At 36.6% G+C, this 26,578-nt stretch carries 31 protein-coding genes; 14 read left to right on the forward strand and 17 right to left on the reverse strand.

Features of this window, described 5'->3' with window-relative positions:
• A partial coding sequence (locus tag F3G69_RS03875; protein ID WP_149714498.1) for a Crp/Fnr family transcriptional regulator occupies positions 1-477 on the reverse strand: 477 nt, incomplete at its 3' end.
• Positions 478-578: 101 nt separating this feature from the next.
• Positions 579-983 carry a large-conductance mechanosensitive channel protein MscL gene (mscL, locus tag F3G69_RS03880; RefSeq protein ID WP_103600517.1) on the reverse strand — a complete coding sequence of 135 codons (405 nt, stop codon included), beginning with the start codon at positions 981-983 and terminating at the stop codon, positions 579-581.
• A 145-nt stretch (positions 984-1,128) separates the two neighbouring features.
• Here mscL and gltX point away from each other — a divergent pair, with 145 nt between their 5' ends.
• Genes gltX through F3G69_RS03895 form a run of 3 tightly spaced genes read left to right on the forward strand, consistent with a single transcriptional unit; the run spans position 1,129 to position 4,341 of the window.
• Positions 1,129-2,424, forward strand: a complete 1,296-nt coding sequence (gltX, locus tag F3G69_RS03885; protein ID WP_149714478.1) for a glutamate--tRNA ligase — start codon at positions 1,129-1,131, stop codon at positions 2,422-2,424.
• Between the two features lie 8 nt (positions 2,425-2,432).
• A complete protein-coding gene (locus tag F3G69_RS03890; RefSeq protein WP_103648839.1) occupies positions 2,433-2,726 on the forward strand; it encodes a YggT family protein in 294 nt (97 codons plus the stop codon).
• On the forward strand, positions 2,704-4,341 hold the full coding sequence (locus tag F3G69_RS03895) for a lytic transglycosylase domain-containing protein (protein WP_149714479.1): 1,638 nt from the start codon (positions 2,704-2,706) through the stop codon (positions 4,339-4,341). The genes F3G69_RS03890 and F3G69_RS03895 overlap by 23 nt, the downstream gene beginning before the upstream one ends.
• Here the strand turns inward: F3G69_RS03895 and F3G69_RS03900 are convergent.
• Positions 4,262-4,741, reverse strand: coding sequence for a hypothetical protein (locus F3G69_RS03900; RefSeq protein ID WP_103600519.1), 480 nt, complete (start codon positions 4,739-4,741; stop codon positions 4,262-4,264). The two genes, F3G69_RS03895 and F3G69_RS03900, sit on opposite strands and share 80 nt — an antisense overlap.
• A gap of 120 nt (positions 4,742-4,861) precedes the next feature.
• On the opposite strand from F3G69_RS03900, the gene mobB reads away from it, so the two are divergent.
• Genes mobB through F3G69_RS03925 form a run of 5 tightly spaced genes read left to right on the forward strand, consistent with a single transcriptional unit; the run spans position 4,862 to position 9,344 of the window.
• The gene (gene mobB / locus F3G69_RS03905) at positions 4,862-5,341 is read left to right on the forward strand and encodes a molybdopterin-guanine dinucleotide biosynthesis protein B (protein ID WP_103600520.1); all 480 of its coding nucleotides are present in this window, start codon (positions 4,862-4,864) and stop codon (positions 5,339-5,341) included.
• The gene (locus F3G69_RS03910; protein WP_149714480.1) at positions 5,341-6,204 is read left to right on the forward strand and encodes a class 1 fructose-bisphosphatase; all 864 of its coding nucleotides are present in this window, start codon (positions 5,341-5,343) and stop codon (positions 6,202-6,204) included. The genes mobB and F3G69_RS03910 overlap by 1 nt, the downstream gene beginning before the upstream one ends.
• Positions 6,204-6,422, forward strand: coding sequence for a hypothetical protein (locus F3G69_RS03915; protein WP_103648844.1), 219 nt, complete (start codon positions 6,204-6,206; stop codon positions 6,420-6,422). The genes F3G69_RS03910 and F3G69_RS03915 overlap by 1 nt, the downstream gene beginning before the upstream one ends.
• A gap of 15 nt (positions 6,423-6,437) precedes the next feature.
• Positions 6,438-8,360, forward strand: coding sequence for a methionine--tRNA ligase (metG, locus tag F3G69_RS03920; RefSeq protein ID WP_149714481.1), 1,923 nt, complete (start codon positions 6,438-6,440; stop codon positions 8,358-8,360).
• Complete coding sequence (locus F3G69_RS03925; RefSeq protein WP_149714482.1) at positions 8,361-9,344, forward strand: ferrochelatase; 984 nt, start codon at positions 8,361-8,363, stop codon at positions 9,342-9,344.
• Here F3G69_RS03925 and ybeY read toward each other — a convergent pair.
• The gene (gene ybeY, locus F3G69_RS03930; protein WP_072594784.1) at positions 9,333-9,779 is read right to left on the reverse strand and encodes an rRNA maturation RNase YbeY; all 447 of its coding nucleotides are present in this window, start codon (positions 9,777-9,779) and stop codon (positions 9,333-9,335) included. The two genes, F3G69_RS03925 and ybeY, sit on opposite strands and share 12 nt — an antisense overlap.
• A 25-nt stretch (positions 9,780-9,804) precedes the next feature.
• Between ybeY and queC the strand changes: the two genes are divergently transcribed.
• The gene (gene queC, locus F3G69_RS03935) at positions 9,805-10,518 is read left to right on the forward strand and encodes a 7-cyano-7-deazaguanine synthase QueC (protein ID WP_262483415.1); all 714 of its coding nucleotides are present in this window, start codon (positions 9,805-9,807) and stop codon (positions 10,516-10,518) included.
• Positions 10,519-10,714: 196 nt separating this feature from the next.
• Here queC and mrdA read toward each other — a convergent pair whose 3' ends face one another.
• From mrdA to F3G69_RS04000, 13 genes are all read right to left on the reverse strand, one after another.
• Positions 10,715-12,553: a penicillin-binding protein 2 gene (mrdA, locus tag F3G69_RS03940; RefSeq protein WP_149714484.1), complete on the reverse strand. Its 1,839-nt coding sequence runs from the start codon at positions 12,551-12,553 to the stop codon at positions 10,715-10,717.
• Positions 12,550-13,041 carry a hypothetical protein gene (locus F3G69_RS03945; protein ID WP_149714485.1) on the reverse strand — a complete coding sequence of 164 codons (492 nt, stop codon included), beginning with the start codon at positions 13,039-13,041 and terminating at the stop codon, positions 12,550-12,552. Before F3G69_RS03945 ends, mrdA begins: the two co-directional genes overlap by 4 nt.
• A 1-nt stretch (position 13,042) precedes the next feature.
• On the reverse strand, positions 13,043-13,654 hold the full coding sequence (yihA, locus tag F3G69_RS03950; protein ID WP_149714486.1) for a ribosome biogenesis GTP-binding protein YihA/YsxC: 612 nt from the start codon (positions 13,652-13,654) through the stop codon (positions 13,043-13,045).
• Positions 13,651-14,127 (reverse strand): lipopolysaccharide transport periplasmic protein LptA, encoded by a 477-nt coding sequence (gene lptA, locus F3G69_RS03955; RefSeq protein ID WP_072594780.1) that lies wholly within the window; start codon positions 14,125-14,127, stop codon positions 13,651-13,653. The genes yihA and lptA overlap by 4 nt, the downstream gene beginning before the upstream one ends.
• Positions 14,100-14,627 carry an LPS export ABC transporter periplasmic protein LptC gene (locus F3G69_RS03960; protein ID WP_107788204.1) on the reverse strand — a complete coding sequence of 176 codons (528 nt, stop codon included), beginning with the start codon at positions 14,625-14,627 and terminating at the stop codon, positions 14,100-14,102. The genes lptA and F3G69_RS03960 overlap by 28 nt, the downstream gene beginning before the upstream one ends.
• The gene (locus F3G69_RS03965) at positions 14,618-15,106 is read right to left on the reverse strand and encodes a KdsC family phosphatase (protein ID WP_107788205.1); all 489 of its coding nucleotides are present in this window, start codon (positions 15,104-15,106) and stop codon (positions 14,618-14,620) included. The genes F3G69_RS03960 and F3G69_RS03965 overlap by 10 nt, the downstream gene beginning before the upstream one ends.
• Positions 15,103-15,636 carry an imidazoleglycerol-phosphate dehydratase HisB gene (gene hisB, locus F3G69_RS03970; RefSeq protein ID WP_410470294.1) on the reverse strand — a complete coding sequence of 178 codons (534 nt, stop codon included), beginning with the start codon at positions 15,634-15,636 and terminating at the stop codon, positions 15,103-15,105. The genes F3G69_RS03965 and hisB overlap by 4 nt, the downstream gene beginning before the upstream one ends.
• A gap of 57 nt (positions 15,637-15,693) precedes the next feature.
• The gene (locus F3G69_RS03975; RefSeq protein WP_103628621.1) at positions 15,694-16,551 is read right to left on the reverse strand and encodes a septal ring lytic transglycosylase RlpA family protein; all 858 of its coding nucleotides are present in this window, start codon (positions 16,549-16,551) and stop codon (positions 15,694-15,696) included.
• Positions 16,538-17,749, reverse strand: coding sequence for a lytic transglycosylase domain-containing protein (locus tag F3G69_RS03980; RefSeq protein WP_149714488.1), 1,212 nt, complete (start codon positions 17,747-17,749; stop codon positions 16,538-16,540). Before F3G69_RS03980 ends, F3G69_RS03975 begins: the two co-directional genes overlap by 14 nt.
• Before the next feature lie 64 nt (positions 17,750-17,813).
• Positions 17,814-18,599, reverse strand: coding sequence for a TatD family hydrolase (locus F3G69_RS03985; RefSeq protein WP_149714489.1), 786 nt, complete (start codon positions 18,597-18,599; stop codon positions 17,814-17,816).
• Positions 18,596-19,852 carry a GGDEF domain-containing response regulator gene (locus F3G69_RS03990; protein ID WP_149714490.1) on the reverse strand — a complete coding sequence of 419 codons (1,257 nt, stop codon included), beginning with the start codon at positions 19,850-19,852 and terminating at the stop codon, positions 18,596-18,598. Before F3G69_RS03990 ends, F3G69_RS03985 begins: the two co-directional genes overlap by 4 nt.
• 88 nt (positions 19,853-19,940) lie before the next feature.
• Positions 19,941-21,461 (reverse strand): AAA family ATPase, encoded by a 1,521-nt coding sequence (locus F3G69_RS03995; protein WP_188115331.1) that lies wholly within the window; start codon positions 21,459-21,461, stop codon positions 19,941-19,943.
• Positions 21,454-22,329: an NAD(+) kinase gene (locus F3G69_RS04000; protein ID WP_149714491.1), complete on the reverse strand. Its 876-nt coding sequence runs from the start codon at positions 22,327-22,329 to the stop codon at positions 21,454-21,456. Before F3G69_RS04000 ends, F3G69_RS03995 begins: the two co-directional genes overlap by 8 nt.
• A 92-nt stretch (positions 22,330-22,421) precedes the next feature.
• On the opposite strand from F3G69_RS04000, the gene aspS reads away from it, so the two are divergent.
• The 5 genes from aspS to ppa all read left to right on the forward strand — a co-directional run bounded on the left by aspS (position 22,422) and on the right by ppa (position 26,483).
• On the forward strand, positions 22,422-24,179 hold the full coding sequence (gene aspS, locus F3G69_RS04005; RefSeq protein ID WP_087578515.1) for an aspartate--tRNA ligase: 1,758 nt from the start codon (positions 22,422-22,424) through the stop codon (positions 24,177-24,179).
• 186 nt (positions 24,180-24,365) lie between these two features.
• The gene (locus F3G69_RS04010) at positions 24,366-24,935 is read left to right on the forward strand and encodes an adenylate kinase (protein ID WP_149714492.1); all 570 of its coding nucleotides are present in this window, start codon (positions 24,366-24,368) and stop codon (positions 24,933-24,935) included.
• Positions 24,936-25,020: 85 nt separating this feature from the next.
• A complete protein-coding gene (locus F3G69_RS04015; protein ID WP_149714493.1) occupies positions 25,021-25,485 on the forward strand; it encodes a hypothetical protein in 465 nt (154 codons plus the stop codon).
• A 73-nt stretch (positions 25,486-25,558) separates the two neighbouring features.
• Entirely contained in the window at positions 25,559-25,894 is a 336-nt protein-coding gene (locus F3G69_RS04020) for a NirD/YgiW/YdeI family stress tolerance protein (RefSeq protein WP_149714494.1), read from the forward strand.
• 70 nt (positions 25,895-25,964) lie between these two features.
• The gene (ppa, locus tag F3G69_RS04025) at positions 25,965-26,483 is read left to right on the forward strand and encodes an inorganic diphosphatase (protein ID WP_149714495.1); all 519 of its coding nucleotides are present in this window, start codon (positions 25,965-25,967) and stop codon (positions 26,481-26,483) included.
• Positions 26,484-26,578 lie beyond the last annotated feature (95 nt).

Below are 26,578 nucleotides of genomic sequence, written 5' to 3' on the forward strand. Positions count from 1 at the left end.
GTTAAATAAATCTTCATGATCTAAAATAAACTTAGCCACTTTTTCTTCTGAGCTTAAAATTAACTCTTGATGAAGTAGATTTGTTGTGATTCTTATCTTTTCAGACATTGATTTTAAAAATTTCATACAAATTTCTGGTTTTATTAAAAATTCTGCCGCAAATTTTTCATAATTTATCTTTAACACCTCGCCAGATATTGTAAAAATGGCACTAGCTGGGTAGACAATATTTTCAAAATTTACGACTTCAGCTACAAAATTCATAGGTGCTAACTGATGAATAAAAATTTCTTTTCCATTTGCTGTGGTTTTATAAAGCTTAACAGAGCCGCTTATTAAAAATATTAACCATTTTGGCTCCTCGCCTTCTATAAATAAAAATTCACCCTTTTTATACTTTTTTACGACACTTATGGCTTCAAGTTTGGCTAAATCTTCTTCGTTTAAGTCTTGAAAAAACGGGATTTTTTCTATCATATTTTCACTCGCCTTTTTTAAAATAAAAAACATTTTAGCATATAAAAATAAGATAAATTTTAATAGATTTTCAAAGGGAATTTTCCCTTCGAATTTAGAAATTATTTTTTAAGTAGATCTCTAATCTCAGTTAGAAGTGCAATATCGGCTGGAGTTTCAGGCTCTACTGGAGCTGGCTCCTCTTTTGGTAATTTATTTTTAAGTGTATTTAAAGCTTTGATAACGCAGAAAATACAAAATGCGATTATTAAAAAATCAACCATTGTTTGTATAAATGAGCCATAGTTTATCGTAACAGCAGGCGCACTATCAACCGCTTCTTTTAGCGTTAGCTTAAGATCAGTAAAATTTACACCGCCAGTTAAAACGCCAACAACTGGCATGATAACATCACCAACTAGTGATGAAACGATCTTTCCAAACGCACCGCCTATAACAACGCCTACAGCCATATCTATGACATTTCCACGCATAGCAAATTCTTTAAATTCGCTTATAAAACTCATTGTTTCTCCTAAAAATGTTAAATTTTTGTTCGGATTTTATTCAAGAAATGCTTTGCTTCGGCTAAAAAAATCAAATTACATAACTTTAAATTTATCAAGCTGGTGTTATAATCCAAACTCAAAATTTAACGTAAGGAATGAGCTTATGTATCGTTTTGCACCCTCTCCAACAGGAGATATGCACATAGGAAATTTACGTGCCGCTATTTTTAATTATATTTGTTCTTTACAAGATAAAAGTGGCTTTATTTTACGTATAGAAGATACCGACAAAGAGCGAAATATTAAAGGAAAAGAGAAAGATATCTTAGAAATTTTAAGCAAATTTGGCATAAAACCAAAGCAAATTTACATCCAAAGTGAAAATTTAAAATTCCACAGACAGCTAGCTTCAAAGCTCCTCATCGACAAAAAAGCTTTTGCTTGCTTTTGCACCGAAGAAGAACTTGAGGCAAAAAAACAAAAAGCAAAAGAACAAGGCGTGGCATATAGATATGACGGTACCTGCGAGAGATTAAGTGACGCCGAAGTTTTAAACTGCGAGAAGCCATTTGTCATCCGCATGAAAAAGCCGACACGCACGATGAGCTTTACAGACGCGATCAAAGGCGAGCTAAGCTTCGAGCCAGACGCTGTTGATAGCTTTGTCATCATGAGAGCGGACAAAACTCCAACTTATAACTTCGCCTGCGCAGTCGATGATATGCTTGAGGGCGTGACCTTTGTCATACGCGGCGAGGATCACGTGAGCAATACACCAAAGCAAGACCTCATACGAGAGGGGCTTGGCTACACTGGCAAGATGAATTACGCGCATTTGCCTATACTTTTAAATATTGAAGGTAAAAAAATGAGCAAACGTGAGAACGAATCAAGCGTAAAATGGCTCTTTGAGCGGGGATTTTTACCTGAAGCGATCGCAAACTATTTGATACTTCTTGGTAACAAAACTCCAACTGAAATTTTTACGATCGAAGATGCGGTAAAGTGGTTTGATATAACCAAAATTTCGCGCTCACCCGCTAGATTTGATGTGAAAAAACTTGAGCAGATAAACAGAGAACACATCAAGCTTGCTTCAAAAGAGCGTATAAAAGAAATTTTTGGCGTAGATGAAAATTTGGCTGAGTTAGTTAAATTTTACACTCAAGAAAGCTCATTAGTGCCTGAGATAAAGGCAAAAGTTGAGGATATATATTCACCAAAGATAGCTCCAGATGAGTACAAAAACGAATTTGATATCATCAAAAAAGCAGCTCGTAATTTAAAAGAGTGCGAGAGCTTTGATGAGTTTAAAAAAGAGCTTATGAGCGCTACAAATTTAAAAGGTAAAAACTTTTTCATGCCACTACGTGCGCTTCTTACGAACGACCTTCACGGCCCTGAGCTAAGCGAGCTCTATCCGCTCATCAAAGATGATCTGGCTAAAATTTTAATCTAGGAGCAAAAATGATACTTTCTACCCTATTTTCAGCGATTGCAAACATTTTGCACCTTATTATCACGGTCTATACTTGGGTTATCATCGCAGCAGCACTCATTAGCTGGGTCAGACCTGATCCTGGCTCACCGGTCGTGCAGCTACTTTATAGACTAACTGAGCCAGTTTATAGCTTTATTAGACGCTATATAAAAACAAATTTTAGTGGTATCGACTTTACTCCGCTTATTGTGCTTTTAGCACTTCAATTTTTAGATCAATTTTTAATAAGGCTTTTATTTGGTTTTGCTGCGTCACTTTAGTATTCTCTCTCTTGTCTGTGTTACTCTTTTAGCTAAAATTTATACCTACGAAGAGCTAAAAAATGAGCCAAAAAGCCTAGCAAAAGACTACTACATCAACCGCCTTATCAACGAGGGCAGTTACACAAAAGAGCAGATAGCAGATCTTTCGCGTGATGTATTTAGAAAAGCGGGCCTTGTTCAAAAATCAATCGATAAAATTTTACCTCCAAAAGCGGCTCCTAGCAAATGCCCTGGTGTAAATGCAAAAAATATCACCCAAGCAAATCTAACCTGCCAAAATTTTCTAACATCTATTGCTTTTAGCTTAAAGCTTGATAATCACACTCGTGAAATTTTAGCAGCCAATCTTGCAAAGACAAATCCAGAAAAATCAAAAATTTTACTCGCATTAAATGAAGCAAATCCGGCTAAAGCTTTTGCAAATTTAAACGATACAAAGAGCTTTTTAGAGCTATTTAACGCCTCTAGCCCGCAAAATAAAAGTATACTTTTTAGCGAAAGCTTTGATGCAAATTTCATGACCAAGCTATACTCTCAAAAGGGCTTTACAAATTTATTAAACGATATTGTTTTTAATAAAAGATATGAAGGTTTTAGAAGAAATTTGCTAAGCATTGATCCAGCTGTCACCGAAAAAAGTGATGCTTTTACGCTTGGATTAAATGCCATTTTACTAGGACAAGACGATATCGCTTTTAGTCTTTTTGCAAGAGCCAAGAGCACATTTGAAAGAGCTTGGCAAAGAGACAATGCGACCTTTTGGCAGTACCAGATAAGCAAAAACGAAAGCTTTTTAAAAGAGCTAAGTGCCAGCAAGGATGCAAATATCTACTCGCTTTACGCAAGAGATTTGATTGGTGGCGAACCACTTGAAGTCATCGTGCCAAGACCTAGTAAGCAAAATATCGAAAATTTTGATGTGAGCGATCCGTTTTTATGGAACAAAACTGCAGCCCTTGCAAAAGATATGAATGCCACGCAAGCAAGCGAATTTGCGAAGAAATTTTATACAAACGAAAGCATCGGCGCCTATGCATACTTCATGCAAAAGGCGAATGGCTGGGGGAAGCAATACTTCTTGATGCCAAGTTCTCCTGAGCTTGATGGCATCAGCAACGAGAGAAAATCGATGATCTATGCTCTAGCTAGACAAGAGAGTCTCTTTATCCCAAGCGTAGTTTCTACTTCATACGCCCTTGGTATGATGCAGTTTATGCCATTTCTCGCAAATGCGATCGGTAAAAAAGAGCTAAAAATCCCAAATTTTGACCAAGACGATCTTTTTAAAACAGATATTGCATTTAAATTTGCAAATCACCACCTAAACTATCTTGATAAATTTCTCTACCATCCTCTCTTTACCGCATACGCATATAATGGCGGTATCGGCTTTACTAAAAAGCTTATCACAAGAGATGATATGTTTAAAGAGGGGAAATTTGAGCCGTTTTTATCGATCGAGCTTGTCCCAGTCGCAGAGACTAGAAACTACGGCAAAAAGGTGCTTGCCAACTACGTGATCTATATGGCGCTTACTGGTTCCAATATAAAGATTTCGCAACTTTTCGAAAATTTAACAAAACCGGCTTTGACTGATAAATTTCGAAACTAAGAGCGAGATCATCGCTTTGCTTGCTTGGTGCGGTCACTTCATAATAGAGCGCCCAAGGCATCGAAAATCCAGCAAATTTAAGCATCTCATCATTTTCATCAAGTAGCCTTGCGTTTGTGGCATTTGAGTCGTTATTTACTTTTATGTTCTTTAAATTTTGTGCATGTTCTTTTGGATTTATGGCTACCAAAAAGTACTCTTTGCTTGCATCTAAATCTGAGTTATAAATAGGATTTAGATAAGTTGCTACAATTAGTGTTCTATCAGTGCCGTCAATGATCTCGCTCTTACTTGTGTAAGCCAAAAGCTCGTTTTTTAAGGGCTCATGTACGATTACTTTTTCACCAGCACAGCCAAATATCATCAAAATAAATACAAAAAACGATATAAATTTACTCATAAAAACTCTTAGATTTCTAAAATTTCTGCCATTTTAGCATTTTAATTTTTAAATTTCACTCATAAATTTTAAAGCCAACATAAGTTATAATCGCGAGAAATTTTAACAAAAAAGGTTCTTATGAAAAGACTTGCTATCGCTTTTTCTGGCCCTTCAAATAGCGGGAAAACGACTCTTATTTTAAAGGTAGCAAAAAAATTTATAGATGATGGTTTGAAAGTCGCGATAGTAAAACATGATCCAGGCGACAAGGCCAAATTTGATGTTGAAGGCAAGGATAGCTTTAAATTTTCTCAAACTGGAGCAGATGTGGTGGTGATGAGTCCGACTAGAACAACTTATTTTTCACAAAATCCACAAGAAATTAGCGATGTCATTAAAATGCTAGGCGAGTTTGATATGCTCTTAGTCGAGGGTTTAAAGACACTTCCACTACCAAGATTAAGTGTTTTTAAAGATGAAATAGATGAAAAATATCTTAGCTTTTCAAATGCGATCGCAACATATAAAAAACAAATTCCTTACGAGATAAAAAATATAAATTTAGACGATATAGACGCCATTTGTGCGTGGATAATTAAAAATGCAAAGGCTGTATAATGCAAGAATTAAATCAAATTTTTAACACCATAAAAGAGATCGCAAAAGAGATAAGCGAAGTAATAAAATACGCCGATCTTGGCTACACAACTCACGAAAACGCAACCGGCGACACACAGCTAAAGCTTGACGTCAAAAGCGACGAGATCATCACAGCTAAATTTAAGGAGCTTGCCTGCGTAAAAGCGCTAATTAGCGAAGAAAAAGAGGACGAGCTTGAGATAAATAAAAATGCTAAATTTATAATCGCTTATGATCCGCTTGATGGCTCAAGCCTAGTTGATGTAAATTTTGCCGTTGGCTCGATCTTTGGTATCTATGAAAACGAAGTAAAACCAGAAAATTTAATAGCCGCAGCTTATAGTATCTATGGTCCAAGGCTTGAGCTTGTAATTGCTGAGAAAAAGGGCGCTTTGCCTAAATTTTATAGACTTGGCAAAGATGGCGAGTTTAAATTTGTAAAAGAGCTTGAGCTAAAAGAAAAAGGTAAGCTAAATGCCACGGGAGCTACGCAAAAAGGCTGGAGCCAAACGCATAGAAATTTTATAAATGAGCTATTTAACGAGGGCTATAGGCTAAGATACTCAGGTGCTATGGTGAGCGACCTACATCAAATTTTACTAAAAGGTGGCGGCCTTTTTAGCTATCCAGCAACGAGCGATCATCCAAATGGTAAGCTAAGAGTAGTCTTTGAAGTGTTACCATTTGCCTTCATATATGAAAACGCAAAGGGCGCAACCTCAAACGGCAAAAACCAAACGCTTTTTGATGTAAAAATAGAAAAAATTCACCAAACAACGCCATGTTTTTTTGGCTCACGTGATGAAATTTCTCTTTTGCATAAATTTTACGAGCAAAAATAATGCAAGAAGCACAAGTAAACGAGTCACTTGACGCATTTGAGCTAGCCTTAAAGCAAAAAGCAAAAATTTTGCAAGAGTGCCAAAGCCAAAAAGGGCAAAAAAGCTGCTTTAACTGCGAAGTATTTTTTGACTGCGAGACAAGAAAAGAGTACGTAAATAGCTGCTACAACTCGATGTCAAAAGGCAATACTGGCAGCGATGGCGGATTTGATTTTTAAAATTAAAGGAAAAATATGAAAGAAAAAGCTTATATAACGACCCCAATATACTATGTAAACGACGTGCCACACATCGGCCATGCCTACACGACTATCATCGCTGATACACTTGCTAGATTTAACCGCCTGCAAGGCAAAGAAACATACTTTATGACAGGCACAGACGAGCATGGTCAAAAGATCGAGCAAGCAGCACGTGCTAGAGGCAAGACTCCAAAAGAGTATGCTGACGAGATTAGCGCTAAATTTAGATCACTTTGGGATGAGTTTGAAATAAGCTACGACCATTTTATAAGAACGACTGACGAAGAGCACAAGCAAACCGTACAAAATGTCTTTGAAAAGATGCAAACAAATGGCGATATTTACAAAGGCGAATATGAGGGATTTTATTGCGTTAGTTGCGAGACATTTTTTAATCAAAGAGATCTACTAGAAGACAATCACTGTCCAGACTGCGGCCGAGCTACATCTTTAGTTAAAGAAGAGAGCTACTTTTTTAAGCTTTCAAAATATGAAGATGCGCTTTTAAAATGGTACGAAAACGACGAGCTTTGCGTCATCCCAAAGGGTAAGAAAAACGAGGTCGTAAGCTTTGTAAAAGGCGGATTAAAAGATCTCTCTGTGACAAGAACGAGCTTTGACTGGGGCATAAAGCTACCAAAGAGCGCAAACGATGAAAAGCACGTTATGTACGTCTGGCTTGACGCGCTTATAAACTACCTAACAACACTAGGATATTCAAGAGATGACGCTAGAATGGATCTTTGGCCATACACTACTCACATCGTTGGCAAAGATATTTTACGCTTTCACGCAGTTTACTGGCCAGCATTTTTGATGAGCCTTGACTTGCCACTACCAAAACACGTAGCAGCGCACGGCTGGTGGACCATAAATGGCGAAAAGATGAGCAAAAGCAAGGGCAATGTCATAAACCCAAGAGAGGTCGCAAATGCTTACGGACTTGAAAATTTCAGATACTTTTTGCTTAGAGAGGTACCATTTGGTCAAGATGGCGATTACAGCCAAAAGGCTTTGATCGAGCGCATAAACTCAGAACTTGGCAACGGTCTTGGTAACTTGCTAAGCCGCATTGTTGGCATGAGTGCAAAGTATAGCGACTATAAAATTGGCTCAAAAGACGTGATCAAATTTCACAAAGCTGAGATTGATGAAGCAAAAGGCTACCTCAATGAGGCTATAAAAAATTTAGAAAATTTAGCTACAAACCGCTACTTAGAGGATCTTTGGAAGGTCGTAACGCTTGCAAATGCAGCCGTTGCGAAGTATGAGCCATGGTCACTTGTAAAAGCTGGCAAAACTGACGAGGCAAACGCACTTGTGGCACTTTGTGCAAATTTACTTGCAAAAGTGGCGATACTACTTAGTCCAGCCATGCCAAAAACTTGTGCTAAGATAGCTGACACGCTTGGCTTTAGCATAGACACAGCTTCTTACGAGAATCTTGTCTTAAAAAATGAAATTTCAAATTTTATAGCAAAAGCTACCGAGCCGCTATTTCCAAGGATAGAAAAAGAGCTAATGAGTGAGGCAAATGAGCCAAAGGTTGAGGCGAAAGCTGAGCCAAAAGAGGAGAAAAAAGAGGACGAAATTATTAGCATTGACGACTTTGCCAAGGTAGTGATAAAAGTAGGCGAAGTGCTCGAGTGTGAGAGGGTTGAGGGTAGTGAGAAACTGCTTAAATTTAAGATAGATCTTGGCGAGGAGCAACCACGTCAAATTCTTTCTGGTATCGCCAAATACTACGAGCCTAGCTCGCTTGTGGGCAAGCAAGTTTGCGTTTTATCAAATTTAAAAGAGCGAACGATGATGAAAAAATATGTCTCTCAAGGTATGATCCTAAGCGCATCTGATGGCTCATTAACACTTCTTGGTACGCAGGGCAAGGTCAAAAATGGTGCGATCGTTGGCTAAATGACAATAGAAAATTTAACTCGTCTAATAAATGCCGAGGCTCTAAACGCACCGACGATAACTAGCGTAAGCGAGTTTGTTTTCGAGCTAAAACATGTAAGACGTGGCTTTGCGTATATTTGCTTAAACGCAAACGATAGCGACATAGAAACAGCGATTAAACAAGGCGCATACGCCATAATTAGCGAAGATAATGTGCCAATTATCGACAAAGAGATCGCCTTTTTAAAAGTTAGTAGCTTACAGACCGCCATGATAAAACTCATGAGATTTGAGGCTACTCACAAAGATCTAAAATTTTGCGCCGTAAATCCTTTTATAAATGACTTTTTAGAAAAATCAAAGCTTGGCTCTAACGCACACGTCATGTCAAAAAATATTACTGAGCTTTTTAATCAAATTTTTCACGCAAAAGTCTTTGATATCTTTTTTGGCGATGATACAAGAACACTTCAGCGAATATCGCCTCTTTTTGAGACCATTTACACAGATACAACTATGCACGAGATAAATCCAAGCTCGATCTTTTTTACAAACACAGTCTTTAAACAAACATACTATCAAAACTTAAACATACCACGAGTTTTTGCTGGGATGTTTTATGGGCTTTTAAAATTTCTTGATAGCAATAAAATTTCATTTAAGCCTTATGAAGGTAGGATTCACGGGCATTTTGACCCGATTTTTATAGATAAAAATTTTATTCCTACTAGTTTTGGAAATAGCTTTAGAGCCATAATTACTGAAAGCGATGAAGATTTATTCATAAGTCAAAGTATATTTTTAAATAAAAAATTTAGCCCTGATGAGATAAAAATTTGCTTGCCAGAAGGCTCGTTATTAAAAGTACAAAATGCAATCTATTTTAAAAATTTAAGCGAGGTAAAAAAGCTTAAAAATTTTATCTATATATTGATTTTATGCCAAAAAGAGGAGCTTTTAGAAGAGCTTCACAAAACATCTGAAGAAAATCTACTCTTTTAAGTTTTTATTATTTATAAGATCAATTAGCCTAACATCCTCGCTTCTTACGATTAGACTTTTAGGCAGCTCAAATTTCTTGATAACCTCGCACTCTTTTTCTCTCATTTCGCCATCATCTTTTTCATGATCAAATCCTAATATATGAAGCAATCCATGTGTAAAAAGTAGTGCGGTTTCGGCCTCTTCACTATGATTTAGCTCAGTGGCTTTCTCTTTTACCATATCTTTGTTTATAACGATTGAGCCAAGTGGGGCATGAATGACAAGCTCAAGCGGAAAACTTAAAACATCTGTAGTTTTATCAATGCCCCGCTCAGTTTTATTCAGTTCTCTCATCTCTTCTTTATCAACAAAAACTAGCTCGATTTCTCCTAGCGTCAAATATTCACAAATTTCATCTAAAATTTTTGGATAGCTCTCTTCGCAAAGTATCATTTTAGGCTCTTTCCTTAGTAACTTTTTGTATAATTCTAGCAAAAATAAAAGGCAAAATATGAAAAAAGCAGTTTGTATAATGAGCGGCGGTATGGATAGCACGCTTTGTGCTGTAATGGCAAAGAAGGCTGGATATGATATCGTAGCGCTTCATTTTGACTATGGCCAAAGAACGATGAAACGTGAAAAACGTGCATTTAACGAAATTTGCGAAAGACTAGGCATTGCAAAAAAGATGAGTTTGGATGTTAGCTTTATTGCCCAAATAGGCGGAAATTCTTTAACCGATGAAAGCTTGCAAATAAGAAAAGACGGAGTGGAAAAAGATGTGCCAAATACTTACGTACCTTTTCGAAATGGTATTTTTATCTCGGTCGCTGCCGCACTTGCTGAAAAAGAAAATGCACAAGCTATCTATATCGGAGTCGTAGAAGAAGATAGTTCAGGCTATCCTGACTGCAAAGAAAGCTTCATAAAAAGCATAAACGAGGCTATAAATTTAGGCACATCACCTAGTTTTTCGTGTGAGATAATTACTCCACTTGTAAATTTGAGCAAGGCTGACATCGTAGCAAAGTCGCTTGAGCTTGGCTCGCCATTAGAGCTTACTTGGAGCTGCTACGAGAGCGAGGACGAGGCATGCGGACTTTGCGATAGCTGCAGGCTAAGGCTAAATGGCTTTAAAAAGGCAAACGCCACTGATAAAATCGCATATAAAAATCAAAAATTTTCCTTATGAGTCTCTAAAACAAGGGCATTTAGCAAATTTAAAGATATATCAACGTTTAGACTCTTGCTACCTATCAAAAACATAAATTCTCGGTCAACCTTGCCAAAATTTAATAAAGAAGATTAAAAAGTAGTTGATAAATTTAGTCAAGGGTACAGTAAAAATTTCTAAGTAAGTGGTCGCGTCCACGGCTTTTTAGTGATCTTTATTTTTTCTTATTGTCTTGTTTCTTGTTTTGATCGCTTTGGATTTTTTCTAAATTTATATATCCCATTTCAACGAGTTTATTATAAATTTGAGCGATTTTTGGTCCAGCCGCACTTCCACCATGGCCACCATGCTCGATAACCATTGTGATGACGTATTGCGGATCTTCATAAGGCGCATATGTAGTCATCCACGCATGGGATCTTTGCAAATACGCCATATCCTCTTCTTTCATACGTTTCTTTTCAGTTTGAGAAATTCCAACGACCTGAGCAGTACCGGTCTTTGCAGCAACTTTAACTAGGCTTCCAATAAAATGCCTATTTGCCGTGCCTCTTGGATGATTTGCCACTTCATACATTGCGTGTCTAATAGCTGGTAGCTGTGACTTTTCAAACGGCGTAAAAGCATCATCTGTTGGTGTAAAATCAACATCCTTGCCATCAATGCTCTTTAAAAAATGTGGAGTCACATTTAACCCAGTTGCAAGGCCTGCTGTATATTTTGCCACTTGCATAGGCGTGACCAAGAAATTTCCCTGTCCGATAGAGGTGATGAGGGTCTCACCTTGAAACCACGCTTTGCCATACTTCCTCATCTTCCACTCTCTACTTGGCAAAGTTCCTACAAACTCATTTGGCAAATCAACCTCTGTTTTTCTACCAAATCCCATACGCTCAAGTATCGGTACAATAGCATCTATGCCGATCTTTTGACTACCTTTATAAAAATAATCATCACAGCTCTCTCTAATTGCCGTATTCATATTAACATTTCCATGTCCGTGAGAGTTCCAGCAGCGAAATTTACGTCCTCCAAGCTCATACGAGCCACTACAAAAAAAGCTATCGTATTTACTCATGCCATTATCCAAAAACGCTAGCGCCATACCCATTTTTACGACCGAACCTGGCGGATAAAGGCCGTTTATTAGCTTGTTTGTAAAAGGATGATCGACGTTTTTTACAAGCTCTTCCCATTCAGGTTGAGAAATTCCAAGCACAAATGGGTTTAGATCATACTCTGGAAAGCTACCAGCAGCTATGATAGCACCGTCTTTTAGACTCATAACGATAACGCTTCCTGCATCCTTACCAAAGACATCAGCCACAAACTGCTGAAGCTCAAGATCGACTGCAAGCTTGATATTTTGACTTTGTGGTGCTTGATAGTTTATCTGCTCGATCTCTTCATTTAAAGCATTTACCTTTATCTTTTTAAATCCTTGAATTCCTTGCAAGATTGGATTATAAAACCGCTCCACGCCACTTCTTCCAATATAATTTGTAAGCTTTGTCAAAGGATCATTATCCATATCTTTTTGATTTGCCCTACCAACGTAGCCGATGATGTGAGAAGCTAGATCGTTATACGGATAGTGGCGTTTTGAAGCGGGCCTTATCTCTAAATTTTCACGCAAAGAAAGTGATGCAAAAAATGGTAAAAATTTATCATAATCAATAAATTCAACCACATTTATAAAATCTTGGTTATAAGCTGAGTCATTTTTTATGTATTCATTTTTAAGCTTTGTGACATTTAGATCGCTAAATAGTGAGCCAATGTAAGCTAGCTCATCATCTAAAATTTTTAGCTTTTTATTAGCACTTAAGTGAGGTCTAATGGATACTGAAAAGCCAAGACGATTAACAGCCATTGGCTTATCATGTGCGTCAAAAATAATACCCCTAACTGGCGGAATATAAATAGTCTTTATCGCGTTTTGTTCTGCGATCTCATTGTAGTAGGTATTTGAGTTTATGCTTAGGTGATAAATTCGTCCCAAAAGTATAATCCAAAAAAGAGCGATCACACTAAAGACGATGCGCATCCTCATAGCACTTTATCCCTAAAAAGAACGATAGCAAGGATACTTTCAAATGCTATAAAAAATAGATATTCAGACGAAAATGTTAAATTTTGCTCATTCAAAACGTAAGCAAATAGGTTATTTACAAGAAATGTTAAAGTATATCCAGCTGCTACAAAGATGATAAGTAGGCAGTTTCGCCACTTCATCGTGGTATATAGCCAGTCTAAAATAAAATTATAAAAAAGCAAAAATGCAATAATTGTTGAAAAAAGATGAAATCCATGAATTTGCTCAGCAAATATTATAAAAATTATCGCAAAGTACCAATTATGCTTAAACTCGTCGTATTGCTTTTGTTTTCTTGAATACTCCAAAATCATATAAGTAAAAAAAATGCCAATGAGTGGTGGCAAAAAGCCAAATTGCGTAGTTACGATCTCGTATGAGAATAAAAAAACAGCCCACCAAAATTCTTTAAAAATTTTAATATCTAAGCTGCTTATGGTTTGCATTTTATCTACCAAGAACGTTATTTATGATAGCTTCTCTAGCCTTTTCGATACCGCTTTTATTAAGAGTTGAGACCAAGATGCCGCTTGGATCAAATTTCATTACCGCACTCTTTTGGCTTTGATTTAGCTTATCACTTTTTGTATATAAATTTAAAATTTTCTGGTCAGCTCTTAAAAAGCTTTTTAGATAAGCATCTACATTTACGTCTATGTCTAAATCAAAATGTCTAGCGTCAATTAGATGTATAAAAAGTCTAATGTCGCTTCTAAATTTCAAAAACTCATCTAAATTTTTACGCCATTCATCATGCTTTGACTTTGCCACTTTTGCATAGCCAAAGCCTGGCAAATCAACCAAAATGAGCTTAAATTTATCTTTTTCGCCCTCTTCTTTTTGCTCACAAAACTCGGCCTCAAAAAAATTTATAAGCTGAGTTTTACCAGGAGTCGATGAGCTTTTGGCTAGATTTTTTTGATTTACAAGTGTATTTATGAGGTTACTTTTACCAACATTTGATCTGCCCAAAAAGACGACTTCGCTTGTTACGAAGCTTGGAGCCTCTTTTATACTTGGACTTGATGTGATAAATTTAGCACCTAGTGGCCTTATCACTTATCTTTTTCCTCTACCTGAAAGATAAATTTAACAGGCTTTTTCTCATCACTATTTACGCTATATGTGCCATCTTTTTGATTGACAACGATCTTTTCGCCATAAACATTTTTATCAGTTTCTACCTCATGCAAATAGCCATTTCCACTAACAGTATAGATCTGTTTTGCTGGCTCGTATGTAAGAGTATTGCCTTTACCGTCGTAGTGCTTATCTTTTATAAAAATTTTTGCTCTAGCATTGCCAGTGGCCACATATTTTATAGGCTGGCGTTTTTTGTCAAAATAGACAACCACCTTATCTGCCTTAAGCTCATCAAATGAACCCTTTTTGATATTTACATTACCTATAAATTCACTAGTTTGCTTATTTTCATCTGCAAAAAAATCATTTGATGTGATTTCAACTTGCTCTGCATTTAAAAATGTAAAACCCAATATCACCGCTAAAATCGCTGATTTTCTTCTACCCATGCCCTTAACCCTTTTACCTGCGTTTGTTTTTTGCCAAGATCATAGCTTCCACTCTCACCCAGCGCCTTATCATTATTTCTTATGAGTGTGAAATTTGCTTCAGATCTTACTATTTTTGTTTTTGTTCCATATATCACTTCCTCACTTATAAATCTCAAACTATCGTTGTTTTCATAGTTTGCATTCTTTTGAAAGATGATTTCGTCATTTTGTGAGATTGCTTTGTCTGAGCTTAGAAAATGTTTTAAATTTCCTCTTAAAATTTTTGCTTTAAAACTCAAAAATTCATCTTTATCGTTGTATCTATTTAGCTCATCAGCCTCGTAGACTCCGCTTATTTTCGTGGAATTTATCTCATAATCTATCACGTCATTTATCTGCATATTTGATATCTTTGTGTCGATCTTTAAAACATTTGCAAGGTATGGATCTTGAGCTGCCAAAAATATCATCACGACACTAAAAATGGCCACGACGAAGTAGAAAATTTTTACAACCAACGCTTAGACCACTCGTCATATAAATTTTCTGATTTTATAATAAGCTCGATCATCTCTCTAACCGCGCCATTGCCACCTTTGTGTTTTAGCTTTGTCTTTACTTCAAGCTCTTTTATCGCATCTTTTGGTTTAAAGCTCCAAGCAACTGCATTTAAAATCTTATAGTCATTGTAGTCATCGCCGATAGCTGCTGCGTTTTTAAAGCTAAGCCCTTCAAATTTTAATATCTCACTCGCCACTTCAAATTTATCACCAACACCTTGATAGACGTGATTTATCTTTAGATCTTCAGCTCTTCGCTCAACAATAGCTGACTTTCTGCCAGTTATGATAGCTACTTTTTTGCCAAGTTTTAGCCAGCTCTCTATCGCGTAGCCATCTTTTACATCAAAAAATTTAAGCTCTTCGCCGTTTGCATTATAGATGATCTTGCCATCAGTGAGGCAGCCATCAACATCTAAAAATATAATCTCTATCATAAAACGCCTTTTGTACTTGGAGTGCCGATCCTTGCGTTTTTAGCAAGTGCTCTACGAAGTGCGACGGCGAATGATTTAAATGTTGCTTCGATGATGTGGTGAGTGTTTTTACCACGAATTTGATTTAGATGAAGCGTGATAGCTGAATTTATAGCAACTGCCCTAAAAAATTCCTCCGCAAGCTCAGTGTCAAACTCCCCTACTTTGGCATTTTCATTAAAATTTTCATAGACAAGGTAGGCTCTATTGCTAAGATCTAGCGCACAAAAAACAGCAGCTTCGTCCATAACGACGCTTGCCTCACCAAATCTCTCAACGCCACTTAAAGGATACAAGGCCTCTTTTAAAAGCTGACCCAAAACTATGCCAACATCCTCAACGCTGTGGTGAAAATCCACATGCGTGTCGCCCTTGCATGAAATTTCAAGATCAAGCAAAGAATGCTTTGTAAAAGCTTCAAGCATATGGTCAAAAAAGCCAATGCCAGTATCTATCTTTGCAACCCCAGAGCCATAAATTTTAAGCTTCATTGAGATTTGTGTCTCTTTTGTATTTCTAGCTAGTTCTAAAATTTCTTCTCTCACGCCCTAACCTCTTACTATAAATGCACCTTGGAATTTACCGCTTCTTGCATAATCCCTGGCCTCGTCCTCACTTCTAAAGCCATTTAAAAATACTCTATAAATGGTAGATCCATCTATAGTAAATGTCTTAACTACCGACTTATAGCCATCTATGCTTTGATGTTCTCTTTGATATCTGTTTGCGCCCTCAAGGTTTTTAAATGAGCCAATTTGCACCATAAAATCTCCACCTACAACCCGTTGCTCTGACGAAATAATAATGCCTCCAGTTGGAGCTGTCGGAGAGACTGGATTTGGCACTTTTATACCGGTACTTGTCGGTTTTGCTTGAGTGTTAATGCTTGCAATAGCATTAACATCTTCATTAAAGCCTATGACTTCCATACTGACTGGAGCTGTGCCTGTACCGATAATATCAAGTTTAGTTGCAGCCGCCTTTGAAAGGTCTAAAACCCTATCAGCCACAAAAGGTCCGCGATCGTTTACACGAACAATGACGCTTTTTTGATTTCTTAAATTTGTTACTTTAAGGATCGTATTCATCGGCAAAGTTTTGTGTGCTGCGGTCATGTTGTACATATTATAAATTTCGCCGTTTGAGGTTGTTTTACCATGAAAATTTGGACCATACCAGCTTGCTGTGCCACTTGCCTTATCGCCCACACTTACAACGGTTGGGTAGTATGTTTTGCCATTTATCGTGTAAGGCCTCATTGTTGCTTTTTGAATAGAAGCTGAATTGTTGCCCTTTACATTAGTTGGGCCACTTGGTGTAAATGGTGCCCCACTCCAAGAGCAACCAGTAACTAGAAGAGTAAAACTTAGTCCTATATAAAATTTTAGGCTCTTATGGTATGACAATATTTGCTCCAACATTTAAATTTGAACTAGCAAAAGAATTTGCATCTTTTAAATCTTTTTCACTCACATTAAATTTTTTAGATAAAGAAGCTATCGTGTCACCAGTTTGGACTATATAGTTTTGAGATTTATTTTGGGCGGAAAATGGAATAATTAGTTTTTGATTATAGCTTACGGCATTTGTGTTAAGCTCGTTGTAGTCCTTGATCGCTCTATGACTAACACCTGTTTTTTTAGAGATAGAAAGTAGTGTTTCGCCTTTTTTTACAACGTAGGTATAAAAATTATTTTTACCGTTAAATGGCTTGAAATTTTCTGCAAAAAGTTGTTTTTTATTTTCAGGGATATAAACATAATAATCTTTTAGAGTTGGTGGAGTAAATACAAATTTTAAGTGCGGATTGTTGTTTTTCATTTTTTTTGTACTAAGGCCGATACTATCGCCTATTTGAGCTAAATTTGTACCGCCAGGTACTTTTACTTTTACAAGCTTTAGTCCTCCGTTTATGTTCAATAAAGATGAATCTTTAGACATCAAGAAGTCTGCGTCTTTTGCGGTATATGCTGCTCTTAAAATTTTAATAACAAAATTTCTAGTTTCGGCTGGAAGGTATTTTTTCTCTGCGTCAAGAAGTGTTACAAGATCATCTGTGCCAGCTTTTTGTATGGCTCTTTTTAAGGCACCATCACCGCAGTTATAGGCCATAGCTGCTAGATACCACTTGCCAAATTGATTTTTAAGTGACTTTAGATAATTTGTAGCTGCAATAGTAGACTCTACTGGATCTTTTCTCTCATCGACATACTGTCCTACCTTTAGACCATGCAGTCTAGCCGTTTGCTCCATAAACTGCCACATGCCAGTAGCTTTTGCGTTTGAGACTGTGTGATTTGAAAAGCCTGATTCTATCATGGCTAGATAAAAGAATGACTCAGGTACGCCAGATTTTTTGATCTGCTCTTTTACCATCGGTATATACATATAACCATTTTTTAGAGCTTCTGTAAATGTTTCAAGTTGTGATTGTTTGATACCTTGTCTCATCTTTACATAGTGAGAAGTCTTCATAAAGCTAGCATCAATGTCTAGCTCTTTTAAAATTTTTACCTGAGTGTCGTATGAGCTCTTTTCAGGTGTATTTGCCAGTAGCAAGGTACTACATGCAAACATTAAAAATATTTTAAGCATTGCTTTCATTTCTATCCTTTTTCGTGTCAAAACTTAAGATGCTAGCATCTTAAACAAGTGCAATGCTCAAAATTTAAGCAAAGCACTTAAACAACCTTTTGGCATTATTTGAAGTTTTTTCGCAAACAACTTCAAACTCAAGGTTTAAAATTTCAGCTATCTTTTTAGCAACAAATGTCGTAAACGCCGGCTCATTTCTCTTGCCACGATTTGGTTCTGGTGTGAGATAAGGAGCGTCAGTTTCAATAACTATCCTATCAAATGGGATTTTTGGCAAAATTTCGACTAAATTTTTAGCATTTTTAAATGTTAAAACACCGCCTATGCCAAAGTAAAAATTCCCAAATTTACAAAGCTCTAAAAGAAGTGGCGAAGCATTATAACAGTGCAAAATCGCCCCAGCTTCAAGCTTTGGTGCATACTCTTTTAAGATATTAAAAGAGTCCTCATTAGCCTCCCTAATGTGAAGAATAACGGGTTTTTTTAACTCAACAGCTAAATCAAGTTGAGCTAAAAAAATACGTTTTTGATCCTCTTTTTCTTTTATCTTTTCATTTTCATCTTTTGGTAAGCGAAAGTAGTCAAGACCGCATTCACCAATCGCCACACACTTTTCATCTTTAGCAAAATTTCTTAAAATTTCAATATCAAAACTCTCTTTATCATATGGATGAACTCCTGCGGCAAAGAAAATGTCAGAATTTTCATGCGCTATTTTAGCCGCTTTTGGTAAATCATTGATATCAGCTCCCGGGATAATAAAGCCTTTTAGCCCTAAATTTCTAGCTTCATCTAAAATTTTATCAAGGTCAGGATCATAAACTTTACTATCCAAATGACAATGCGTATCTATAATCATAAAGCTATTTCTACTCTGTTTCTACCATTTTCTTTTGCGGTGTAAAGTGCTGAATCGCAAGCCTCAAGCATATCGTCTATCTCGCAATGCCCATTGCCAAAAGATATACCTATTGATATAGTAACTTTTACTTTTTCCTTTTTTATAGTTACTTCATTTTCAGCCACTTTAGCTCGTAAATTTACAAAAAATTTAACAGCTTCTTCTTTATTTATCTTTTTAAGGACAACGCAAAATTCTTCGCCGCCAAATCTAGCAACTATATCACTTCCTTTTGTATTGTCATTTAAAATTTTTGCAATTGATTTTAGTACCCTATCTCCACCATCGTGGCCATATTTATCGTTGATCTTTTTGAAATAATCAACATCAATCATTGCAAAAGCGTAAGGCTCATTAGTCTCTTCAGCTACTTGAACATACTCTTCTACATCAGAATAAAAAAATCTTCTATTATAAACTCCTGTTAAGAAGTCGCGATTTGCAAAATTTGCTATCTTGTTTATATTTTCCATCGCTTCAATCGTATTATTAACACGACATATTAGCTCTTCTTTTGAAAATGGTTTTGCTATAAAATCGCTCGCACCATTTTTTAAAAATATTGATGCGTCAGTCTTTTCGCTAGGAGATGTCATAACGATTACGCCAAGACTATTTTTATCTTTTTCTTTTCTAACCTCTTTTAAAACTTCAAGACCATCTTTTACCGGCATTCTATAATCAGTTATTATAAGATTTATATCAGGATTATCTGCAAAATAACTCATTGCCTCTTCGCCGTGAGCTGCAGCCAAAACTTTAAACTGAAGGCTAGTTAATATCTTTTTTATCATATTTCTAAAAGGGAGCGAGTCTTCAACAACCAAAACCTTGTATTGTCTATTTTTGCTCAGTCTATTTATCATTTGAAAGATATAGTTGATATCATCCATATTTCCTTTATAAACATAATCAACGATATCTTTATTTATAAAATTTTGCCTTGTTTCATCATCAATGCTGCCTGTTAAAACAATAGCTGAAAGTCCTTTGGAAAGTGCATAATCAACGATCTCGCCATTTGGAGCATCTGGCAAATTTAAATCCAAAATAGTCATAAAATAATCTTTGTCATGCTCATTAATTAGCATTTGAGCCTCGGCAAAACTATATGCGACATCAATTGCCATCTCATCAATGGTCTTTTCCATTTGCATAACAATCAGCTTTGCTAACGCCTTATTATCATCAACTACAAGGATTCTTTCCATATTATTCCTACAAAAATTTTTATCAAATTAGTGGCGATTTTATCAAATAAATTTATTTATAAAGCTTAAATTAATAATTTAAATTAAGCTACTTTAAAAGCCCTTTCGCAAAATTTATTGCCTCTTCACTTATGTGCTCACCGCTTATCATACGTGCTAATTCGCTCACTCGTTCATCTTTATCAAGCTCTCTTACGACCGAGTTTTCTCCATGACGCTCTACTAAAAAGTGTGAATTTGCCTTTGAGCTAAGCTGCGGCTGATGTGAAATGGCAAAAATTTGATAGAAATTTGCAAGCTTAAGCAAAACATTTGCGATACTCATCGCCTCTTTTCCGCTTAAATTTGCATCTATTTCATCAAGTATGATGACATCACCGCCCGTTTTTGTGATCTCACTAGATGCGGCTATAAAAGCCAGTCTTAGGCGGTTTAGCTCGCCTGAACTTAAATTTTTAAGCGAAGTCTCATTTAAATTTAGACAAACCTCATCAAGCCCTAAAATATCAAGTCTTTTTTCTTCTATTTTTAGCGTGATATCTGGCATATAAAGCTCTTTTAAATATAAATTTATCATTGCTTCAAGCTCTTTTAAATTTGCCCCCCTTGCCTTGCTTAAAGTGTTGGCTAACTCATTTGCTTTTTTACTTAAAATTTCAAATTTCTTCTCAAGCTCGCTCTTTTCAAAGCTTAAATTTTCATATCTGGCAAGCTCTTTTTCCTTTTTAACAAGCGCTTCTAACGCCTCTCCTTCACTGCCATATCGCCTAATGATGGCATTAAGAGCTTCTATTCTATCAAGCACGCTCTCGACATCGATATCGTCAAGCTCCTCCATATTTAGGCTATCTCTTACAACCCTTAGCTCGTTCATCGCATCTTCAAAAAAGCCGTTGTCAAGGTCACTGATGCTTAGCGCCTCATTTACGCTGTGCTCTAGCTCAAATATCCGCTCAGCTCTAGCCCACGCCTCATTTATCTTATCTTTTTTACTAAGCCTCTTTTTAGTCTCCATAAGCTCTTCAAACTCGCCTTTTTTAGGCCCAACACTTCTTATCTTCTCGATCTCAAAGCTAGCAAGCTCTTTTAGCTCCTCAACCTTTTTCTCTTCCTCTTTTATAGTGGCTAGCTCTTTTGAAATTTTAGAAAATTCCAAAAACACTTCTTCAAATTCCTGTTTTATTTCTTTAAATTTCTCATTTTTTGAAATTTCCAGCCTATCAAGCAAATTTAGAAATTTCTCGTTTTCAAACTCGTTTGCCTCTTTTGCTGAGAGGTATTTGATGTGCTCGCGCGCCACTTGGGCTAAATTTTTCTTTGAGATGGCTTGCTGGTTTATAAAATACCTCGTACTCTTATCTTTTAAAAGCTTGAAAATATTAACCTCTTCGTTTTCTATGCCAAACTCATTAAGCTCAAATTTATGCTCCACGTCAGCTTCTATCAGCCTTGCCTCGCTATCTTTTAGCCCAAAAACAGCCATTATCGCGCTCATTAGCACAGACTTACCAGCGCCGCTAACGCCCGTAAATACACTAAGACCCTCTTTAAAATTTAGCTCGACATTTTTAAAATTTAGATAATCTTTAATCAAAATTCGATCAATCATTATAACCCCAGTGAAGTTTCTCTTTTAAAATTTGAAAATAATCCCTGCCAATATGGCGTATCAGCCTCGCTTTTTTGTTGCTAAGGCTCATGCTAACGGCTGAAATTTTACTCATATCAAAGCGGTCTTGGCCGTCTATTACTAAAATGGCGTCACTATTTGTTCTAAATTTGACCGTATGATTTTTGGTAAGCACGACTGGACGCTGTGTAAGTGAGTGCGAGCAGATAGGAGTTACTGTAAAAACTTCGCTTAATGGATAAATAATAGGGCCATTTGCGCTCATGTTATATGCCGTTGTTCCAGCAGGTGTCGCTACTATAACGCCGTCTCCAAAATATGAATTAAAATATTTTTCATTTAAAAGTGCCTCGATATGTGTCATCGAACCGCCATTTTTACTAACGATGACTGCATCATTAAATGCTATTTTTTGCTCAGTTTTGCCATCATTTTTGTGAAGCGTGACATCGAGCATAAAAGGCATTTCTACCTCAAATTTACCATCAAAAAAGTCTTTAAAAAATTTCTCACTCTCATTAATCATTATGTCGGTTAGAAATCCAAGTCTACCAGCGTGTATGCCAAGGACTAGCGGCGAAATGTGAGCTAGCTTTCTACAAGTTGAAATGATCGTGCCATCTCCGCCAAGAGTGATCAAAAATTCGCACTCTTTAGCTAATTTTATAAGCTCAAAACCACTTTTTTCTATACGCTTAGCACAATTTTTTTCAAGCAAAATTTCTGCGTTATACTTTTTTAAAATTTTTTCTAATTTTTCTAAATCTTGCCTAAATAATGGATAATCTTTAGCAATAAGTCCTACTTTTTTTGTGCAAAAAGTATTAAATTTTTGTTCATTTTTCATGTAAATGATTGTAACATATTTTATTTTAACAAAGCTTTTCAAAAGAAAAAAGCGATTATAATTGCCTAAAAAACATTGCAAAGGAGCATTTTATGCGAAGTCATTATTGCACCGATCTTAGCAAAGCTGACATCGGCAAAGAAGTAATACTTTGTGGCTGGGCAAATACATATAGAGACCATGGTGGCGTTGTTTTCATCGACTTAAGAGACGTTAGCGGGCTTATACAATTAGTTTGCGATCCGGCTGATAGCAAAGAAGCACATGACGTGGCTGCAAAAGTAAGAGATGAATATGTCTTAAAAGCAAAAGGAAAAGTAAGAGCTAGAGGCGAAGGACTAACCAATCCAAAGCTAAAAACTGGTGAGATAGAAGTAATAGTAAGTGAGCTGATCATCGAAAATCCAAGCGAGCCGCTACCATTTATGATAGGCGATGAGAGCGTAAATGAGGATATCAGGCTAAAATACCGCTTTTTAGACCTTAGAAGTGAGCGCTTGCAAAATATCTTTAAAATGCGTTCTCGTGCTGCGATCGCAGCTAGAAACAGCCTAGATAAAATGGGCTTTATCGAGTTTGAAACTCCTGTTTTGACACGCGCAACTCCAGAAGGAGCGAGAGACTATCTAGTGCCAAGCCGTGTATATCCGGGTCAATTTTATGCGCTCCCACAAAGCCCACAGCTATTTAAACAGCTTTTGATGTGTTCTGGCTTTGATAAATATTTCCAAATCGCAAAATGCTTCCGCGACGAAGACTTAAGAGCTGATCGACAACCAGAATTTACCCAAATAGATATCGAAATGAGCTTTGTCGAGCAAGAAGATATCATAAATATGGCTGAAACGATGCTAAAAGATATATTTAAAGCCTGCGGATACGATATCAAAACGCCATTTAGACGCATGAGTTACAAAGAGGCGACCGAGACTTATGGCTCAGACAAGCCTGATCTTAGATACGATCTAAAAATGATCGATGTTATCGATATTTTCGAGCGCTCAAGCAATGAAATTTTTAGCTCTATCGCAAAAGATAAGAAGAAAAACCGCATCAAAGCGCTAAAAGTACCAAATGGCGACAATATCTTTAGTAAGCGCGAGATGAATAGATTTGAGGAATTTGTACGTAAATTTGGCGCACAAGGGCTTGGCTACTTCCAAATGAAAGAAGAAGGACTAAAAGGCCCACTTTGCAAATTTTTTGAACAAAGCGATCTTGACGAGATCGTCTCAAGATGTGAGCTAAAAGTTGGCGACGTAGTATTTTTTGGCGCTGGCAAGAAAAAAATCGTGCTTGATTATATGGGAAGATTTAGAATTTTTCTAGCTGAACAAATGGGTATCATCGATCAAGACAAGCTTGAGTTTTTATGGGTGCTTGACTTCCCAATGTTTGAGCAAAATGATGATGGCAGCTACTCTGCGATGCACCATCCATTTACTATGCCAAAAAATATAGACGAGCCTGATCTTGAGGACATCCTCTCTATCGCTCACGATGTCGTACTAAACGGCTTTGAACTTGGTGGCGGAAGTATAAGAATTCACAAAAACGATATCCAACAAAAAGTATTTAAACTTCTTGGCATAGACGAAGAAGAGCAACGTGAGAAATTTGGCTTCTTGCTTGATGCCTTGACATTTGGTGCGCCTCCACATGGTGGTATCGCGATCGGCTTTGACAGGCTAAATATGCTCGTAAATAAAGCAAGCTCGATCCGTGACGTCATAGCCTTCCCTAAAACACAACGTGCTCAGTGCCCACTAACAAAGGCACCAAGTCACGCTAGTAACGAACAGCTTAGGGAGCTAGGACTAAGGATAAGAGAAAAAGAGCAAAAGGCTTAAAATTTTTGCAATAAATTTAGACTTTTAGATGTCTAAATTTGAGTTATTTTATTTAAAGATTAAATTTTTGAGATGATTTTGGATGTTGTGCAGAAAATTTCATCCCAAAGCTAGACATATAGTCTGCTGCAGGGTGAAATTTTCAAACTCATTCAAAGGCGCTCAAAAAATATAAAAAGGGAAAGAATGAAAAATTTATTTTTAATCATCGGCGCTCCAGGCAGCGGCAAAACAACAGATGCATCGATCATCGCACAGCAAGATGAGAAATTTGCGCACTTTTCAACTGGCGATCTTTTAAGAACTGAGGTTGCTAGCGGTAGCGAGCTTGGCAAACTTATAGATGGCTTTATTTCAAAAGGAAATTTAGTTCCGCTTGACGTTGTCGTAAATGCGATTGTATCAGCCATTAAAAGCTCAAATAAATCAAACATCATAATAGACGGCTACCCAAGAAGTGTTGAGCAAATGACTGAACTTGATAAGGTTCTAAGCGAACAAGATGAAATTTCTCTAAAAGGTGTCATCGAAGTAGATGTTAGTGAAGATGTGGCAAGAGCAAGAGTGCTTGGCCGTGCAAGAGGCGCTGACGATAATAACGAAGTATTTAACAACCGCATGAAAGTATATCTTGATCCGATCGTACCTATCCGTGAATTTTACAGCAAAAAAGAGTTACTTCATGTGGTAAACGGTGAGCGCGGTATAGACGAGATCGTAGCTGATATCAAAAATTTACTAGCTAAACTTATATAAATTATAGACCTTGCATCAAAAGGTGCAAGGTTCCGATCTATAATCCTAAGCTTATTTTTATAAAAATATAAACAAAGATGAAATTATGCATAAATTTAAATTTACAATACTACTTACGATCATAGCCATTTTTGCTTTTACAGGATGTGCCAAAAAGCATATAGAGATGGTTGAAAAAGACACCACGTATAAGTACAGTAGCGCTAAAGCGGTTTGCGGAGAAACCGAGCTTGATAAAAAGCTAGAAAAATACATAAACGCCTTTTTAAAAAAGAGAGACCAGTACGGCGACGATCTAATCATAAAATGCGATATACAAAGAACAAAAAATGGAGTTAGAATCCTTAGACACTTAACCCTAGGCATAGGTGGTGCTGGCAAATCTGAGACTCTCGCAGTCGTAAATTTAGTCGATCAAAGTGGCAAAGACGTAGCCAAATTTAATGTTACGGTCGAGATCAGATATGGCTTTCTTGGCGGCAATGCAGACAGAGCACTACCAATCACCGCCAAAAACATCTATAACATTGTTACAAAAGACTTTATGTAAAAACTTACTTTTCATTAACATCAAAAATGTAATATCCTTTTAAATTTTTACAACAAATTCTAAAAGGATAAAAATGAAAAAAATTATAGTCGCTTCACTAGCTGCTAGCATCGCAATGGCTGGAGGCTTCACATCAAAATACCAAAGTGAGACGATAAGCGTAAAAGAGGCTTTGAAACTGCAAGACGACGCTAAAGTCGTACTTGAGGGCAAAATAAAATCGCATATAAAATCAGACAAATATGAATTTGTTGATAAAAATGGCGACGTTATCGTTATTGAGATCGATAACAAAAAATGGGGCAACATAACAGCCAACGAAGATACACCTTTAAGAATAAGAGGCGAAGTGGATAAAGACCTTATGAAAACAGAGATCGATGTCGATAGCGTAGAGGTTATAAAGTAGTTAAATTTTACGCGTATTTAATGCAAAAAATACTAAAATCACAAAAATTTCTAATAAAAAGGACGAATATATGGACGTTTCAAAGATCAAAGCTGGTTCAAACCCAGAAAAAATCAATGCTGTAATCGAAATACCTTATGGCTCAAATATAAAATACGAGATCGACAAAGATAGCGGTGCGGTTGTAGTTGATCGTGTGCTTTACTCAGCGATGTTTTACCCAGCAAACTACGGCTTTGTGCCAAACACACTTGCGGCTGATGGCGATCCAGCTGATATTTTGGTACTAAACGAATATCCGCTCCAAGCTGGCAGTGTCATCCCTTGCCGTTTAATAGGCGTTTTGGTAATGGAAGATGAAGCAGGTATGGATGAGAAGCTTTTAGCTGTGCCAGTTACAAAGATCGATCCAAGATATGACGCGATAAAAAGCTATGAAGATCTGCCAGTTGCAACACTAAATAAGATCAAAAATTTCTTTGAAACTTATAAAATTCTTGAGCCAAACAAATGGGTTAAAGTGAAAGAATTTAAAGATGCAAATGCTGCAAAAGAGATTTTAGATAGCGCAATAAAAAACTATAAATGATTTTAAGCCCTATTTTTAGGGCTTTTACTTTAAAAATTTCTCAGTTTTATATGCTAGAAAAAAAGAATTATTTTTATATTTAGATAAGCTTTTTC

Origin of the sequence: Campylobacter concisus, from assembly GCF_902460625.1 — a bacterium.
GTDB lineage: Bacteria > Campylobacterota > Campylobacteria > Campylobacterales > Campylobacteraceae > Campylobacter_A > Campylobacter_A concisus_AD.

Excerpts from the sequence above, each read along its gene's own strand:
- F3G69_RS03965 (WP_107788205.1), bottom strand. The coding sequence starts at position 15,106 with ATGATAGAGATTATATTTTTAGATGTTGATGGCTGCCTCACTGATGGC.
- F3G69_RS03945 (WP_149714485.1), bottom strand. The coding sequence starts at position 13,041 with ATGCAAACCATAAGCAGCTTAGATATTAAAATTTTTAAAGAATTTTGG.
- ppa (WP_149714495.1), top strand. The coding sequence starts at position 25,965 with ATGGACGTTTCAAAGATCAAAGCTGGTTCAAACCCAGAAAAAATCAAT.
- F3G69_RS03995 (WP_188115331.1), bottom strand. The coding sequence starts at position 21,461 with ATGATTGATCGAATTTTGATTAAAGATTATCTAAATTTTAAAAATGTC.
- F3G69_RS03985 (WP_149714489.1), bottom strand. The coding sequence starts at position 18,599 with ATGATTATAGATACGCATTGTCATTTGGATAGTAAAGTTTATGATCCT.
- mobB (WP_103600520.1), top strand. The coding sequence starts at position 4,862 with ATGAAAAGACTTGCTATCGCTTTTTCTGGCCCTTCAAATAGCGGGAAA.
- F3G69_RS03980 (WP_149714488.1), bottom strand. The coding sequence starts at position 17,749 with ATGAAAGCAATGCTTAAAATATTTTTAATGTTTGCATGTAGTACCTTG.
- F3G69_RS03910 (WP_149714480.1), top strand. The coding sequence starts at position 5,341 with ATGCAAGAATTAAATCAAATTTTTAACACCATAAAAGAGATCGCAAAA.
- hisB (WP_410470294.1), bottom strand. The coding sequence starts at position 15,636 with ATGAAGCTTAAAATTTATGGCTCTGGGGTTGCAAAGATAGATACTGGC.
- ybeY (WP_072594784.1), bottom strand. The coding sequence starts at position 9,779 with ATGATACTTTGCGAAGAGAGCTATCCAAAAATTTTAGATGAAATTTGT.
- F3G69_RS04015 (WP_149714493.1), top strand. The coding sequence starts at position 25,021 with ATGCATAAATTTAAATTTACAATACTACTTACGATCATAGCCATTTTT.
- lptA (WP_072594780.1), bottom strand. The coding sequence starts at position 14,127 with ATGGGTAGAAGAAAATCAGCGATTTTAGCGGTGATATTGGGTTTTACA.
- F3G69_RS03890 (WP_103648839.1), top strand. The coding sequence starts at position 2,433 with ATGATACTTTCTACCCTATTTTCAGCGATTGCAAACATTTTGCACCTT.
- F3G69_RS03915 (WP_103648844.1), top strand. The coding sequence starts at position 6,204 with ATGCAAGAAGCACAAGTAAACGAGTCACTTGACGCATTTGAGCTAGCC.
- F3G69_RS03990 (WP_149714490.1), bottom strand. The coding sequence starts at position 19,852 with ATGGAAAGAATCCTTGTAGTTGATGATAATAAGGCGTTAGCAAAGCTG.
- F3G69_RS04000 (WP_149714491.1), bottom strand. The coding sequence starts at position 22,329 with ATGAAAAATGAACAAAAATTTAATACTTTTTGCACAAAAAAAGTAGGA.
- F3G69_RS03925 (WP_149714482.1), top strand. The coding sequence starts at position 8,361 with ATGACAATAGAAAATTTAACTCGTCTAATAAATGCCGAGGCTCTAAAC.
- metG (WP_149714481.1), top strand. The coding sequence starts at position 6,438 with ATGAAAGAAAAAGCTTATATAACGACCCCAATATACTATGTAAACGAC.
- mscL (WP_103600517.1), bottom strand. The coding sequence starts at position 983 with ATGAGTTTTATAAGCGAATTTAAAGAATTTGCTATGCGTGGAAATGTC.
- F3G69_RS04020 (WP_149714494.1), top strand. The coding sequence starts at position 25,559 with ATGAAAAAAATTATAGTCGCTTCACTAGCTGCTAGCATCGCAATGGCT.
- aspS (WP_087578515.1), top strand. The coding sequence starts at position 22,422 with ATGCGAAGTCATTATTGCACCGATCTTAGCAAAGCTGACATCGGCAAA.
- F3G69_RS04010 (WP_149714492.1), top strand. The coding sequence starts at position 24,366 with ATGAAAAATTTATTTTTAATCATCGGCGCTCCAGGCAGCGGCAAAACA.
- gltX (WP_149714478.1), top strand. The coding sequence starts at position 1,129 with ATGTATCGTTTTGCACCCTCTCCAACAGGAGATATGCACATAGGAAAT.
- F3G69_RS03900 (WP_103600519.1), bottom strand. The coding sequence starts at position 4,741 with ATGAGTAAATTTATATCGTTTTTTGTATTTATTTTGATGATATTTGGC.
- mrdA (WP_149714484.1), bottom strand. The coding sequence starts at position 12,553 with ATGAGGATGCGCATCGTCTTTAGTGTGATCGCTCTTTTTTGGATTATA.